Source organism: uncultured Roseibium sp. (assembly GCF_947496995.1).
GTDB lineage: Bacteria > Pseudomonadota > Alphaproteobacteria > Rhizobiales > Stappiaceae > Roseibium.
Window position 1 is genome coordinate 1881799 of the sequence record NZ_CANMFD010000001.1, and the last position, 14301, is coordinate 1896099.

The 14301-nt window shown below is 54.3% G+C and carries 15 protein-coding genes; 4 read left to right on the forward strand and 11 right to left on the reverse strand.

Annotated elements, in window-relative coordinates; genetic code table 11:
• Positions 1 to 7 precede the first annotated feature (7 nt).
• A complete protein-coding gene (locus tag Q1B40_RS08400; RefSeq protein WP_299812362.1) occupies positions 8 to 2083 on the reverse strand; it encodes a TRAP transporter large permease subunit in 2076 nt (691 codons plus the stop codon).
• 114 nt (positions 2084 to 2197) lie between these two features.
• A complete protein-coding gene (locus Q1B40_RS08405) occupies positions 2198 to 3229 on the reverse strand; it encodes a TRAP transporter substrate-binding protein (protein ID WP_299812363.1) in 1032 nt (343 codons plus the stop codon).
• A gap of 133 nt (positions 3230 to 3362) precedes the next feature.
• On the opposite strand from Q1B40_RS08405, the gene Q1B40_RS08410 reads away from it, so the two are divergent.
• Positions 3363 to 4076: a GntR family transcriptional regulator gene (locus Q1B40_RS08410; RefSeq protein ID WP_299812365.1), complete on the forward strand. Its 714-nt coding sequence runs from the start codon at positions 3363 to 3365 to the stop codon at positions 4074 to 4076.
• 407 nt (positions 4077 to 4483) lie between these two features.
• Here Q1B40_RS08410 and Q1B40_RS08415 read toward each other — a convergent pair whose 3' ends face one another.
• On the reverse strand, positions 4484 to 5023 hold the full coding sequence (locus Q1B40_RS08415; protein ID WP_299812367.1) for a hypothetical protein: 540 nt from the start codon (positions 5021 to 5023) through the stop codon (positions 4484 to 4486).
• A 218-nt stretch (positions 5024 to 5241) separates the two neighbouring features.
• Here Q1B40_RS08415 and Q1B40_RS08420 point away from each other — a divergent pair, with 218 nt between their 5' ends.
• Complete coding sequence (locus Q1B40_RS08420; protein WP_299812588.1) at positions 5242 to 6120, forward strand: retron St85 family effector protein; 879 nt, start codon at positions 5242 to 5244, stop codon at positions 6118 to 6120.
• A gap of 174 nt (positions 6121 to 6294) precedes the next feature.
• Positions 6295 to 7227 (forward strand): reverse transcriptase domain-containing protein, encoded by a 933-nt coding sequence (locus Q1B40_RS08425; protein WP_299812369.1) that lies wholly within the window; start codon positions 6295 to 6297, stop codon positions 7225 to 7227.
• Between the two features lie 583 nt (positions 7228 to 7810).
• Here the strand turns inward: Q1B40_RS08425 and Q1B40_RS08430 are convergent.
• The 8 genes from Q1B40_RS08430 to Q1B40_RS08465 all read right to left on the reverse strand — a co-directional run bounded on the left by Q1B40_RS08430 (position 7811) and on the right by Q1B40_RS08465 (position 13863).
• A protein-coding gene (locus Q1B40_RS08430; protein ID WP_299812371.1) for an IS630 family transposase occupies positions 7811 to 8760 on the reverse strand; the annotation gives its coding sequence in 2 pieces (ribosomal slippage) (positions 7811 to 8418 and positions 8418 to 8760; 951 coding nt in all).
• 101 nt (positions 8761 to 8861) lie between these two features.
• Positions 8862 to 9896, reverse strand: a complete 1035-nt coding sequence (locus tag Q1B40_RS08435; RefSeq protein WP_299812373.1) for a hypothetical protein — start codon at positions 9894 to 9896, stop codon at positions 8862 to 8864.
• Positions 9897 to 10017: 121 nt separating this feature from the next.
• Positions 10018 to 11115: a site-specific integrase gene (locus Q1B40_RS08440; RefSeq protein WP_299812375.1), complete on the reverse strand. Its 1098-nt coding sequence runs from the start codon at positions 11113 to 11115 to the stop codon at positions 10018 to 10020.
• A 187-nt stretch (positions 11116 to 11302) separates the two neighbouring features.
• On the reverse strand, positions 11303 to 11548 hold the full coding sequence (locus Q1B40_RS08445; protein ID WP_299812377.1) for a hypothetical protein: 246 nt from the start codon (positions 11546 to 11548) through the stop codon (positions 11303 to 11305).
• Entirely contained in the window at positions 11545 to 11943 is a 399-nt protein-coding gene (locus tag Q1B40_RS08450; RefSeq protein WP_299812379.1) for a hypothetical protein, read from the reverse strand. The genes Q1B40_RS08445 and Q1B40_RS08450 overlap by 4 nt, the downstream gene beginning before the upstream one ends.
• On the reverse strand, positions 11943 to 12125 hold the full coding sequence (locus tag Q1B40_RS08455) for a hypothetical protein (RefSeq protein ID WP_299812381.1): 183 nt from the start codon (positions 12123 to 12125) through the stop codon (positions 11943 to 11945). Before Q1B40_RS08455 ends, Q1B40_RS08450 begins: the two co-directional genes overlap by 1 nt.
• Positions 12122 to 12880, reverse strand: a complete 759-nt coding sequence (locus tag Q1B40_RS08460; RefSeq protein ID WP_299812383.1) for a recombinase RecT — start codon at positions 12878 to 12880, stop codon at positions 12122 to 12124. Before Q1B40_RS08460 ends, Q1B40_RS08455 begins: the two co-directional genes overlap by 4 nt.
• Entirely contained in the window at positions 12877 to 13863 is a 987-nt protein-coding gene (locus Q1B40_RS08465) for a PD-(D/E)XK nuclease-like domain-containing protein (protein ID WP_299812385.1), read from the reverse strand. The genes Q1B40_RS08460 and Q1B40_RS08465 overlap by 4 nt, the downstream gene beginning before the upstream one ends.
• Between Q1B40_RS08465 and Q1B40_RS08470 the strand changes: the two genes are divergently transcribed.
• Positions 13856 to 14041 carry a hypothetical protein gene (locus Q1B40_RS08470; protein WP_299812387.1) on the forward strand — a complete coding sequence of 62 codons (186 nt, stop codon included), beginning with the start codon at positions 13856 to 13858 and terminating at the stop codon, positions 14039 to 14041. The two genes, Q1B40_RS08465 and Q1B40_RS08470, sit on opposite strands and share 8 nt — an antisense overlap.
• Positions 14042 to 14301: the final 260 nt, after the last annotated feature.

A 14301-nucleotide genomic window follows, 5' to 3' on the forward strand; every position in this document is an offset into this window, starting at 1 on the left:
AGTCTCCTCAGTTCAAGAGTTCGGGCAGGAAGAGCGCGATCTGCGGGAACATCATCACCAGCACCAGACCTGTGATCTGCAGGGCGATGAAGGGCAGAACGGCAATGAAGATTTCCTGCAAGGTAACGTCCTTGGGCGCCACCGACTTCAGCCAGAAGCATGCGGGACCGAAGGGAGGCGACAGGAAGTAGATCTGGATGTTCATCACGAAAAGGATGCCGAACCAGATTTTCGCCTGATCTTCAGTCAGGCCCAGCTCCGGAGCCAGGGTCATCACCACCGGCGCAAACACCGGAACGGTGATCAGCACGATGGCGATCCACTCCATGAAGGTGCCGAGCACCATCAGGATCAGCATCATCACCACAATGGTGCCCATGGCGCTGAGCCCGAGGTTCAGGAACAGCGAGCGAATGAAGTCGCCGCCGCCGACAAGGTTGAAAATTCCGACGAAGCTGACCGCACCCAGAATGAGCCAGATGATCGTGCCGACGGTCGTCATGGTGCCCAGAAGCGAGGCCGAGATGACCGACCAGTTGAAGCGATTGCGGACGGCAGCGATGAAGAGGGCTCCGATACAGCCGACGGCAGCGGATTCCGTCACGCTGGCGATGCCGCCGTAGATCGACCCCATCACCATCATGATCAGGATGACGCACAGGATGACGGCGGTCAGGCGTTCGCGTGACAGTTTCTGCTGGGTTCCCGTCACCTCGGCCACTTCGGCGGCGGTCGGCGCCAGAGATGTGTTCAGGTTCACCCGGATCAACACATAACCGGCATAGAAGACCGCCAGCATGATACCCGGGATCGCGCCTGCCATGAACAGGTCCCCGATGCCGACTTCCGCCGAGACGCCATAAACAATGGTTATGATTGACGGCGGGATCAGCGTGGCCAGCGCTCCGGCGGCGCAGATCAGACCGATTGAAAGCTTGCGGTCATAGCCGAGCCTGAACATCTGGGGGAGGGCTACAAGCCCCAGCATGACGATCTCTCCGCCCATCACACCCGACATTGCCGCCAGAATGACCGCCACGACTGTGGTCTGGACCGCCACGCCGCCGCGCATGTTGCCGGCGAAGATGGACATGGCATCGAACAGGTCTTCCGCGATGCCCGCGCGCTCCAGGATGGAGGCCATCAGCACGAAGAACGGCACCGCGACCAGCGAGTAGTGTTCCAGGAGGCCTACGGCGTTGGAACTGACCAGGAACAATCCACGCGGCCCGAAAAAGCCGACGGCCATGATCACCGAAACGATCAGCGTCACGATGCCGAGCGGCATGCCCGTCATCATCAAGGCGATGAGCAGCACCACCATGATGATGGAGATGGTGCCCAGGTCCATACTGCGCAGTTGCAGGGCTTTCGACGGGTCCAGCGCCTTGCCGATGTCGGACATGTAATCCGAGAAATAGCCAAACAGTTGAATGTCGAGAGCGTGGCTCAGGAAGGCAGAGGCGAAATAGGCAACGAAATAGACGGCAACGATCTTGACCAGCCATCTGGCCCAGGCCGAGGTCAGGTGCCGATGCAGGTTCACCATCAGCTGCGCGAGGTACATGAAGGCGCCGATCACCATCAGCGATTTCATCATCATCGGCAGCGGGGAGTTGAAAGCCGACCCCGATTTCTCGATGCGCCCGACACTGTCGTAGGCGCGGATCGATGCGTCGGTCAATAGCATGTAAAGGGCGATGACGCCGATGATCATCGCGAACAGTTCCAGCCACCAGCGTTGCGTCGGGCCGGCAATATTGTGGATGACCGTGATGGCGATGTGGCGCTTTTTCAGGGTCACATAACCCGCCGACAACATCCATGCGGCGGCGACGGTGACCATGACGGTTTCAAATGCCCAGAAGGTCGGCGCATTCAGAACGTATCTGGAAAAGACTTCAACTAGCGTTGCAAGAGCCGCAATCAGGTAAAACGTCGAAACTGCAATGCCGGTGACGTGACTGACATGTTCGACCGGGCCATACATGCTGCGCGGCGTATCCGCTTCGTGATGCTCCGGATCCTGCGCCGCGATTTCGACTTCCGTTGCTTCCAGCGCCTTGTCGTATTGGTCGCCCATCTCATTCCTCTCCCTTACCGGACAATATCCGGACCTTCCCCGCCCATGATGTGCACGGGAAGGCATGTCACCCCGGGTCAGGCCCGGGGTGCATCATCGTGGTGTGTGAGAGCCCTAGAACAGGCCGGCTTGCTTCATGAAGGCAACATGCGCGTCAAAGACTTCCTGGGCGAGGTCTGAACCCGCTGCAAAGTCGTTCCACGCTTCCTGAGCAATCGCGCGCAGCGCGTCGCGTTCGGACTGCGGCCAATCGATAACCTCGATTTCGCCTGCAGCCTTGTCGCGGGCGACAAGTTGACGGTCGAGCCGGTCGAAATGCTGGCGTAGCCCATTATAGGCGGCGAGATACCAGGTCTCGAGCGCGACCCGCTCCTGTTCGCTCAACTCGTCGTAGACCGCCTGGCTGACGGTGAACTGCAGGATCGGCGTCGAGTGGATACCCGGGAAAATCGGGTATTTCGCGATCTTGTGCATGCCGTTGGCGTCGTTGTTTGCATAGGCCGAGTTGTCGGCTGCGTCGATGACACCTTTTTCCAGCGCACCGTATGTTTCCGAACCCGACATCGAAACGGGAGCTGCGCCTGCGCGCTTGAACACGTCCGCGGCCAGACCTTCCGGCGAGCGAATTTTCAGGCCCTTGAGATCGGCAACGCCGCGCACCGGAACCTTGGACACGAATGCTTCGCGCGCATAGGCGCCACAGCCGATGACGTGAACGCCCGGAAAGTGCGCGTCATAGAGTTTCTGCAGAATTTCCTTGCCGCCACCCTGGGCACAGAAGGCCTGGATCTGGTCGGCGCTGTCATAGCCTGCGATCAGGTCACCCATGAGGGCGAAGGCCGGGTCGATGCCGGCGAAATAGTTGATGGACGTCAGGTCGCCATCAAGAATGCCGACGGAAATCGCCTCGGCCGTTTCGCGGCGCGGCACGACAGCATCGATCGGCAACAGTTCGACGGACAGCGAACCGCCGGTCATCTGTTCCAGCTTCGGTACCCATTCCTCGTTGAGGTAACTCAGCGATGCGTGGCTGGCATTGGATGACGTCTGAATCTTCAGAACACGATCTGCCGCGTGAGAAGTCGCGACGCTGACTCCCAATGCGGCGGCAACGGCGAGCGCCTTGCCCAGGTTATTGATTTTCATAGAACTCCTCCCAAAGTTCGCTCCGTGCAGTCAGTTTTCATTCTGCTCGATCAGAGCGAAGATATGACTAATATATTAGTTGACTATTGTTGGCAACGGCATATTTTCTCCCTTTGACTGGAACGGAAGAAACATGCAGCAAGGCTTGACGAAAACACGGTCGGGGGGATCGAAGACTGGCGGTGCACCGGACCGGGTTTACCGGCAACTGCGCGAGCGCATACTCAACTTCGACCTGCCGCCGGGCGCTTCATTGAGCCGGAACGAGATCGCGGAGAAATACGGCGTCAGCCAGGCCCCCGTCCGGGAAGCGCTCCAGGCGCTGGAGGAAGACGGGCTGGTGCTGATCATCCCCCAGTCCCGGACCCTGGTCTCGCAGATCGACGTGAAGCAGCTTTACGAAAACCAGTTTCTGCGCGTGGCCCTGGAATGCGAGGTGGTCCGGCGGCTCGCCGATGCGCGGCAGACCGAGACCATCGACCGCGCCCGGACCATCCTGCGAATGCAGTCGACGCTGGAGGGGCAGATCAACAAGATGGATCTCTTCAACGAGCTCGACCGGTCGTTTCACGCAGCGCTTTTCGAAGGTGCCGGCATGAGCCGGATCAACGAGATGGTACGCCGCAAGATGGGCCACCTTGCCCGGTGTCAGCGACTGGAGCTTCCGGTGGAGGGCAAGATGAAAACAATTCTGCAGCAACACGCCAGGGTGATCGAAGAGCTCGAAGCAGGGGATGCACAAGGCGCGGCGGCGGCAATGAACGAGCATCTGTCCGGAACGATCAGCCGGGTCGAAAAATTGCGTGAGGAGTTCCCGGACTATTTCACTGACGGCAAATATCCGTAAGTCGGGGCGGGCACAGGTTCGAGTGTCCGTTTCGAGCCGGGCGGAATTTACCCGGCGCTCTGTAGCCTGGCAAACTAACGCAAGTTTCCATCGGAAAAACCGCAGACAACTGCGGGCCGACATGAACCCGTCCGCCGCCCACGCCGATTTAAGGTGTGAACTTCTGCACTGCGCTGGGAAGTAGGGTGGGGGGCAAGGTCTCTGGCGTGAAGAATGACCGGGGAGCAGGTCAGGGGGCACGAGGAGACCGTCCGCATTGGATTCATGCGAAAAGCAAAGCGGAAAGTTGTATGCGGCGAGCCTTCCGTCGCTTTCGGCCCTTAGCTGTCCTTGGTCTCAGTTCAATATGCTGCGGTGCGGCCAGTCAAAGGTAACATCAGATTTCATCCTTAAAAGGCCCAACGGGTTCAGCTTTGCATCACACGACAAAACTCGCGGAAGTTTCTTTGGAAGGACATTCGAGAGCTAGCTATAAAAGTGGCGTCCAAATTTGACTTGCCCAGTTCTTCGACAACGGTTCTGGCACTTTTCAAGAAGGTATCGATTTCGCCGTTTTTGATGTCCGCAAAATTGGCCCATTCGGCTTGCTTCCGCTTGGTGTTCACATGCGCGGTTATATTGTTACGGTATGTTGCGATCTTAGTCCTCAGATCAAGGCAATTTTTGCACTCAATTTTGGCCAAGGGCGAGACGATCATGTCCGGGTCGTTGATCGCATGGTGCATCGAGTAAGAACGTTTTCCAGACTCCACAGAAGCATAACAAGCGGACATCAGGCTGTGGCTAAGCAGGGCCCTGATAGTGGTATAGCCGCTGTACTCAGGACTGTTTTGTCGCTCTTCTGGCCAATCAGAGAATTTGTTATACGCAGCGATGTAAATGCGCCAGGAAGCGGTAGCCGTCGACACAACTTCATCCAACAACCAAATTTTATCGTTAGGTGACATTATGAACGCTTCCTTTTGCCGGCATCTCACAAGAGCTTGCATCAGATCAGATGTTGGCATCGGACGCCAAATTTAGTTGAAGTCATACAACTCCGGCCCTGAGCGGGCATTCAGCCGTACACTTCTTGCGGGAGAGCAGCCTTCCGAGAGCGGGCATTCGCGCCCGGTGAGACACTTTTTCGACCAATCGGTGTCCTGCGGTCAAACCAAGCTTGAGTGTGAAGGAAGTTTATAGCTATTTTGTCTGTATGTTAATTCAGCCCACCCTCCTCAATGACAAAGCACAAAAGGTCCAATCGAAGGTTTTCGTTTGCGGCCCCGGCCTCAATTCGGGGCGTGTGGACATAAGGAACTTAGCTCGAAAAGAGCTTGAAAAAATGCGAAATGTAACTGTCGTTTATGGAGAGGAGATCGAGAAAGAATATTTTTACTCAAGAAAAGGGATGGATTTGCAGACCTTGGAGGCACGGTTCGCGCATGACGTTGATTTTACCCTCCTCATACTCGAGTCTGCAGGATCAATAGCCGAACTCGGAACTTTTACGCAACTTCCGCACCTTCAGGATAGACTTGTAGTATTGGTTCCTAATAACTTCTTTCGTGCGGAAAGTTATATTGCACGTGGGCCGTTGAGCCTGCTTTCAAAAAGAAGCCCTCAGAATGTGATCTATTTCGATAGCTCGCGCCAGTCAGAAATGCTTGGTCGCGTTCTCTATCCACTTACTTTCTATAAATATGCGCATCATATATTGGGACCAGAATATCTTGCTAAAACGCGCATCACACGGATGAAGCAAGGCGCTATAATTCCTTATAGTGAGTATATTAATAATACACGAAATTCGTTCCATAAAGCTATAACGCTAATTGGAATTTTAGTTGGTGATCACCCAAGTTACTCTGAGCTATTGGTCCTTACTGGTTTGGGGCCAATGCAATTGAATGCGAGCCTGCATGCACTTTTACTTGATGAAAAAGTCGTAAAAGTGTCGGCGGCAAAATACCATTCAGTTGAGGGTTACAGCGACGCAATACTAAAGCCCTTCAGCACGACCGCCATCAGCTTAGCGCGTGCAAAACTACTTGCTGCCGCTTGACCTTCCCCGCTCGTTATGATGGCATGGACAGATATCCTAGCAAGTCCCTAATGGGAGACACAACGCATCGTTGTGAGCACGAAAAGTACGCAGAAGCCTTCATTCCAAACGAAGTCGTAGGCTCTTCGCCTAAGAAATCGTTTGAAATGAATCGAAACAGAGAAGAAGTAGGATATGAGTGCTGCGGAGGATAGCTTAGATTTGGTGGGCATTTCCTCTTTTATAGGTTTTGCTCCGCAGCACATTTTTTATCTCGTTGAAAATCCAAACAATTTTTATACTACAATTAGAATACCTAAAAACTCTAATCCACTCTCATTCAGAAATTTGGATATTCCTTACAGCGAACTAAAAGGTGTTCAGCGAGCAATAAATCGAAAAATACTCCAAAAATATCCATTGAGCGAATGCGCTTATTCGTATGTTAGTGGTAAATCCATTTACCACGCGGCTAAAGAGTTCTGCGGTGGCAAGGCAGTCCTAAAATTGGACATTAAGGACTTTTTTCCCAGCATTACGGGACAGCGCGTTGTAGGTCTCTATAAGAGTTTAGGATTCAACGACAACGTCGCATATATTTTGTCTCAATTGTCATTAAGGAATAACTGCATCGCGCAGGGAGCTCCGACTAGTCCCACCATATCAAATTTGATCATGAGGCGCTTTGATCGGCAAATGAAGAAGCTCGCGACCTCTTGGGAAATGAAATATCTACGCTACAGCGATGACGTGTTCTTTTATAAAGATAAAAATTTCAATCACCCTAAACTGGCGCAGCTTGCGACCTTGATTATCGAACACAATGGTTTTGCAGTAAATATTGCAAAAACTCGATTCCATCCGCGTGGGGTGCCTAGATTAACACTTGGATTGCTGACTCATGGGGACAAACCAAGAATTCCCGGTCCTGCCCGAAAGGAGTATCGAGCCGCATTTCATAGAGCGTCGCGTGATTTCGAATGGGCATACGCAAACGAAGCCCGGTTAAAGGGAATTCTTGAGTGGTACAAAAGCGTTCACGGTAAGGACGACGCCTTCAATCAGTACAGAGCTATACATAAAAACATTAGCAGTCTCAAAATTCATACTTCTTATCGCAGCCAGTAAACCGCGACGACGATTTAGCGTCAATGACCGCTCCTTCTCATTCCACACAGATTTTATGCTCTTGCAGCAAACGCCCGCTTCCCGCCCAAACTGTGAATTCACTGCGTCGCGATGAACGTCGGCTTCAAGGGTCGAGACGAATATGGACGAGCGACTGAATTTGAAGCGCAATGCGGACATCTCGGCACTGAGATCTGCTTGACCTGAATTTGGCCGGTTTTGAATAAAAACTGAATGCCAACCGAAGTTGCGCGTTACAGCGCTACATGACGACAAGGGGTCTTCACGGGCAATACCGATGTCGGTGACATGATGGAAAAATCTGGATTGTTTGGTCGGGCAGGCCGGATTTGAACCGACGACCCCTTCACCCCCAGTGGGTGGGGCGTAGCCAGAAATGGCAGAAAACAGCCGTTTTTGTTTTTGAAAGTTCTAGAAATGTTCCGGTCTGTTCGCGGGTTTCATTGCAGTTTCATTGCGTCGGTACGGAAGTTGTCACTTGGGTTTTCGCTAGACTGTCTAGTTGAGTATTCGTGCCGGATATTTCGAGTATTCGCAGATCAGGTACTAGAGCATTTCCCACTTACTCCGGTTCATATCCGGCCGCAGCGAAGTAGTTTCTCGCCTCTGCGGGCGTGACTGCATCTATCGCAGACGCGGTTGCCGCCCATAGATCCTCGACGGTTCTGGCGGCGGCTTTTTTCAGGAGGGCCTTGATCTTCGAGAAAGCCATCTCGATCGGATTGAAGTCGGGGCTGTACGGCGGCAGGAAGAACAACCGCGCGCCTGTGACTTCGATAGCGTGGCGGATCGCGACGGGTTTGTGGGCAGGCAGGTTGTCCATGACAACGATGTCCCCCGGCGTCAACGTCGGAGCCAGGACCTGCTCGACATAAGCCAGGAATGCAGTGCCATTCATAGCGCCTCCCAGCGTCATGGGCGCTGTGATCCCCGACAACCGCAAAGCGCCAACGAATGTCGTCGTCTTCCAGTGTCCATGCGGAACCGGTGCGCGACAACGTTCACCGCGCGGCGAACGCCCGCGAATTCGAGCCATCTTGGTGGAGACGCCGGTCTCGTCGATGAACACCAGACGCTCTGGGTCGAGATCGGGCTGGGCCTCGAACCAACTCTCCCGCCGGAGTTTCACATCGGCGCGTTCCTGTTCGCTGGCGTGCGCAGTCTTTTTTTGAACGTGATGGCGTTGCGGGCCAGGAAGCGATCAACAGAACTGGTTGATGTTCTCAGACCGAATATCTCGTGCAGATGGTCCACGATTTCCGCGAGAGTGATATCGGGCCTCGCCTCCACCAGCTCAAGAATCTCATCGCGAAATGCCTCGAGCGGACTGCGCGGCGAACGAGGTCCCATCTTCTCGGGTTCGATGCGGCCGGTTCGTCGATACCGTTCCACCCAGCGGATTGCCGTTGCTTCCCCAACTCCAAACCGCTCTGCCGCCGCCCGACGGGACATTCCACTTTCAACGGCACCAATCAAACGCTTGCGTAAGTCAATCGATAAAGGTCGCGTCATGAAGGCTGGCCTCCTTGTCCAGCCCTCAGTTTGAATCACAATTCGTGATCAAACGGAATCCAAGACGATTCAGACTTCTCGGGAAATGCTCTAGCAGGTCGCTACAGGTTATAAAAATCTGGCTCTGGAACTACCGGAAGGTCGGGCACTGGCTCTGGAACTACCGGAAGGTCGGGCACTGGCTCTGGAACTACCGGAAGGTCTGGCACTGGCTCTGGAACTACCGGAAGGTCGGGCGTAAGTTCCGGAGTTATGGGGAGTTCAGGCGTGATTTCTGGAACAATCGGCACGCCATTCGCTTTCTCAGAACTATGTACCCCTAGACCCGCAACTATCACGAATAGCACACCAGTCACTAAACTTGCGACGATCCCAATAGATCGAACTGGTCGGCTTTCAATTGGCAAGGCGTATTGCAAGAAAATTAACAGAGGACGAGACTGCGAAGCTGCTCGCAGTAGTGTCACTCCAATAAAATAGAACCATAGCCAAAGTGATGGCACTAATGCGCTAATCACCATAGCCTGCAAGGCTGGGTTAGTCTTAAACCAGAACAAAACAAGATAATGAGGTACGAGATGCGGCGGATCTTGAAGAAGAGATAAAGCAAATGAAAAAATTATCACAAACAGTAGTGCCGATAGCATAAAGTCAATAAATAAATAAATAGTTGAAATTAATATATATTTAGAACCTGAAAGTATTTTCAGAAATATTCGAGTCTGCCATAGTGATAAGTAGTCGCCAAATAGATTTATGGGGATGCCGAATAATAAGGAAATTGAGATAGCTATATAGAAGTCATCTTCTTCTATGCCTCCGACGTCAGCTCCAAATAGAGAAATAATCGTATAAAGGCAAGCAAGGTAGAAAAAAGTTGAAAATAGTATTGAGTTTAAAATACATTTCCAGCTTAGGTGGCGTGATCCAAATATTTTCTCAAAAACTTTTACGTATATTTTTGTCCAGCTATTGGAGTCAGATGGTGCTTTTAAGCAAAGTAGAGCAAGCGCAATGTCGTCTTTGAATTCTGTTGAAAATAAGTCATCACCTTTCCAGAACAAGGCGATAACTGAAAGAACAATTGCGCTTGCTACGCCAGAGAAGCCTAGGAAATTTGCAAGTTCACTTAGCATTTACTCTGACCTCATTGTAGCAATATTCAATTTTGAGGAGTTTACTTTCCGGGAATCCAATATTCTATCTTTATGATGTCTCTAGACAGCGTGCTGCTATTGGTTTCAGGATCCACACTTATCAAGATTTTGAAAAAATTCCCAAATTTTGCGTTGGCCTACGACCAATCGCTGCCGCCGCAGATTTTTGGTGCGCCGGATTCAGGTGACCATAGACCTCAAGTAACATCTTCAATGACATGCCCAGAAAGTCTGCCAGAGCTTGAAGTTCCTGTGTTGATTCAACGTTCTGAATGCCCCAACTCGCAGCTGTGTGGCGTAACGTATGCGGGACTACCTCGGCGCCGAGTTGAGCGTCGGCCCGGCTGTTGCGCCATGCCCGTTTGACCGAAGTCACAGACTCGCCCTCATAGTGGATGACCCAGGGGAGGTTGGCGTCCAGGCGCTTCCAACGCTTCAAATGCGGCAGCAGTCTATCGGAGATGTGGACGCTCGGGCGTCGCTTCGTCGTGCTGGTTTCCTCCCAGCCTTTCCGATACATCACGCCTTCGTCCAGATCGAAATAGCCGCTTGCCGGGTTCGGGTACCATTGCATGCGCTTGATCGCGTCGATTCTTGTGCCGGTGTAGATACCGATCAGGATGATGCGGGCAATGTGGTGATTGCCTCTGCGCCTTGCGGCATGAACGAATGCGGCGGCTTCTGATCTGGTCAGCCAGCGCAAACGCGATTCGCCGGCGCGGGGAAACTCCATCCGGCAGACGAACGGCACTTCCCGGTCTTCAACGTACATGTTGATTGCGCTTTGTAGCGCCTTGAGTTCGCGGCGGACAGTTCCGGGCTTTACGCCTGTCGCGAACCGCTCGGTTGCGTATCGCTTGCTGTTTGAGCGGGCGACATCGCTTAGAAAGAGCTCCCCCCAAAAAGGAACAAGGGCTTTCAGGATGTAGCCCTCGTTTTTTGGGTTGGCCAAAGTCGGAATGTGATGAGTGGCGTAGAAGTTCAGCGCGTCCGCGACTGGGATAGTTCGAGGATCGAGGCTGTTGGTTGGTTGGTATTTTTGCGCGAGGTAGGCTTGGAGCTGCTGTTCAGCCCCTGCAGTGTCTTCATAAGCGCAGCCTGTGCGAACTTGCTTTGATCCGTCGAGGATGAGCCATTGACCGGTGCCGCTTCTTTCTTTGCGGAACCAGAGTCTTGGGGCTTTTCTTGGACGCGGCATTGCTCTCTCATTTCGCGAATTGCTTTGGGTGTAGTGAAATACGCGCGGCCGATTTTTTCCAGCACAAGTTTTCCACGCTCTGCCTCTGCCTTCAGAGTTGCGGGCTTGATGGCCCCGCGAAACAGCACCTTGCAGGCCTCTGCAAGCGTGATTGGAGTGTCTTCGTCCCAATTTTCCGGTAGAGCCATTAGTCAGTTTCTCTAAGTGCTAGATCGATACCTTCGTTGAAGGAAGCGGCAAGGCGTTGAGCAAGGAGTGGATCTGTCTTCAGCGCACGCTTGATGGCAGTCCTGGCACACACAATAAGTGCACCTTGAAAGACTGCCCGACGTTCGGATGTGTCCAAGACCATTGTGGCGAGATCCAATTGATCGATCATTTTTGCGGCTAGGTGCTCGCACTTTGGAAGGAACTGCATCTCTTGATCGTTCATTTGGTTTCATTCCTAGCTTTCATGATAATGGCGCGCCCCGCCTCGATGTCTCCGGAGACGGCATAGAGCTGAATGGCAACCTCAAGCGGGTCGATCCCAACGCTCTGCCAATACGCCTGTTCGTTCATGCTGTGCTGGAGGCGGTGTTCCTCTGGCGTCAATGGCACCGTCCACGCATCATCCGGTTTCACCCCTTTACCTGTTCTCGGCTTGCGGTGGCGCGGATCGCCGTAGCGGACGTGGCAGGCCTCACAGCCCTGAATGCCTGATATCAGGCTCGGCAGTTGCCGGATGAAGGCCAGATGCTCTTCATCTTTGATTCGTTTGTGGACCTTGCCGCTCGGGTCCAGCGTGAACGCTGTCCGGGCATGGGGATTGAAGAACTGGAACCCCATCAGGCTTGCTTTCCCTTCAATGCATCGATGCGGGGCAGGGTGATTGTAACCCGCTGTCCGCCTTGCGGGTTCTTCCACGAGGCCTTTTTGCAGCGGTGGTCGAGAGCCGTTCTTGTCTCGGTCTTGATCACGATGGGGCGGGAGCGCTTGGTGCCAGGGCACAGAACGATGTCGTGATTCATGATTTGTTCTCCGTGTTCTCGCTGTCCTTCGCTGCTTCTGAGGCGACCCATTCCACCAAATCCAGATTGAAGCCTTCTTCCGGCTCGGCTGGCTGTTGCTCTGTCTCCTGCAGTTCAGCCAGCTCAGCGCGTTTGGCTGCAAGGCGTTGCGCACCGCTCGGGGTGACATCCACCGCGTTATCAGGCCCCTGAAAGCTCTGAACCTCTTCCCGGTCATAAACACCAAGCAGAACCTCGGGCGTGTATCTGCGCGCCCATGCTCGGGCGGAGTAGTAGCCAAGCTGCTGGTGCGGGTCGGTCTTCCAGAGGGGAGAGTTCTTGGTGGTGATCGCGCCGACTGGCGGCGACTGGTAGCTGTACTCTTCCCCGTCCAGTGTTCCGGTCACGGTGCAGGTGAGCTTGTCGCCTTCACCTTCGAAGGCATAGCGCAAGCGGCCCTGAATGCCGGATCGTGTGTTGACCACGGCGGCGATGAGCTGCGCCTCATAGGCAATCTGTCCGTTTACCGCATAGGACTTTGAGGCGACCGCAAAGGGCGACATGTCCCATTCCATGGCCTGAAGGGCGACAGCCATGCAGGCACCGGCATTGCCGCGAAGGTGCTTCGGCAGGGCGATGTCAGCCCGGCACATGACCTCGGCGAAACGGACAACTTCGGAAAGGTTCTGCGGGGCGATCTTCGCGCCCTGGTCGGACGCAATGCCAACCTGCGCTGCGGATGTGCTGTATTGCTGTAGCTGTGAAGTCTGGCTCATGCGGCTTGCTCCAGTTGCGGGGTTTGAAGGTCTTGCTCAATGGCTTCCCGGTCCCAATCACCGATGCGGACGGGGCGGGCCTCAAAGGGGCGGGCTCCCGGCCAGAAGCCGGACGCCATGCACCGGGCAATCGTGTCGAGGCCCTTGCGAATGACAGCTTCGCCAAGCTCCAGATCTTCCGGGGCCAACTCGACGGACTGCGTGTCCGGTGTGTCGCCGGTGGAGACGTAGACATTCCAGAAGCTGTCAAAGGGCAGGCCAAGCTCTCGGGCCGCGCGCCTTACGCCGCCGCCTTGAACGAAATAGCCATTGTCCTTGATCTGACGGCGGATGAAACGCTCATCCATGGAAGAGGTTGTTTTGAGGTCGGCGTAAAAGCCGTCTATCGCCACGTTGTCCGGACGGGACTTGAACCAAAGGCCGGTTTTGGCATCCTTGAAGAACATCGAGCGCTCAACAGAGCCGTTCAGAATGCCCTGCTGCACCATGGGATCGCGGGCAGCGTCTTCCGCCATCCGCTTGATCTTCTCGATCTGCTCAAGGGTGACAACAGCCTTGCCGGCCGCTTCCTGTGCCTCCGTCCATGCCTTGCAGACCTTGGCGTTGTTGCTCCAAGGCTTTTCCGCACCGGTCTTGATGTCCTCATAGCTCTCCGGCTGAACTGAAAAGTTGTCCGCAAAGACCTCGTCGTTGAGCATGAGCGAATGAACGGCCCGGCCCATATTGAGCGCCTTGGTGGGCTTGAGCGTGATGTGGTTCGGATTGTGCTTCCAAAGATGCCAGAATTGCTTCGGGCTGCCGCCAAGGGCTGGAAACAGATGCTTTAGGGACGACTTGGAAACGCTCGGCGCATCCAGAAGGTCCAGCTTGCCGTGATAGTCGGCCAGATCGATGCCGGTATAGACGCCGGGTTCAGTGATTGTTGAACCATCCCACTCAATCGCTTCAATCATGGCATCGCTCGCAGCGCTTTGCATGCTCATTCAGGATTTTGCAGACCCGTTCAGCGTCCGCCCGGTTCTCGGCGAACACAGCCGCAACAACGCGAGAGACAAAACCGTTCTCGCAAAAGAAGCGGCGCTGCTCGCCGTCGTCTGTCATCAAGACCAAATTGAAATCCATTTGGGGAACTCCGGAGTCGCCTTGTTGAAACCGCCATAGGCAGTTTGAAAAAGGGGCCGGAAGATCCGGCCAGTTGGTGGGAGGATGGTCAGTGCCCGGTTTCGGGCTTTTCGTTGCCCCCGGCTGGCGCCGCATGATCCAGCCGGGGGAGGGTATGCAGCGGGGAGGAAAACCCGCTGCAATTCGGTCAGTGTCGGAAGTGGCTCAAGATGGTGAGGGCCAGAAGGAGCATTGCAGCCAATCCGGCATGGGAAAGTGCGGAATGCAGCAGGCTAAAACCCCTATAGGACACGCCGCGA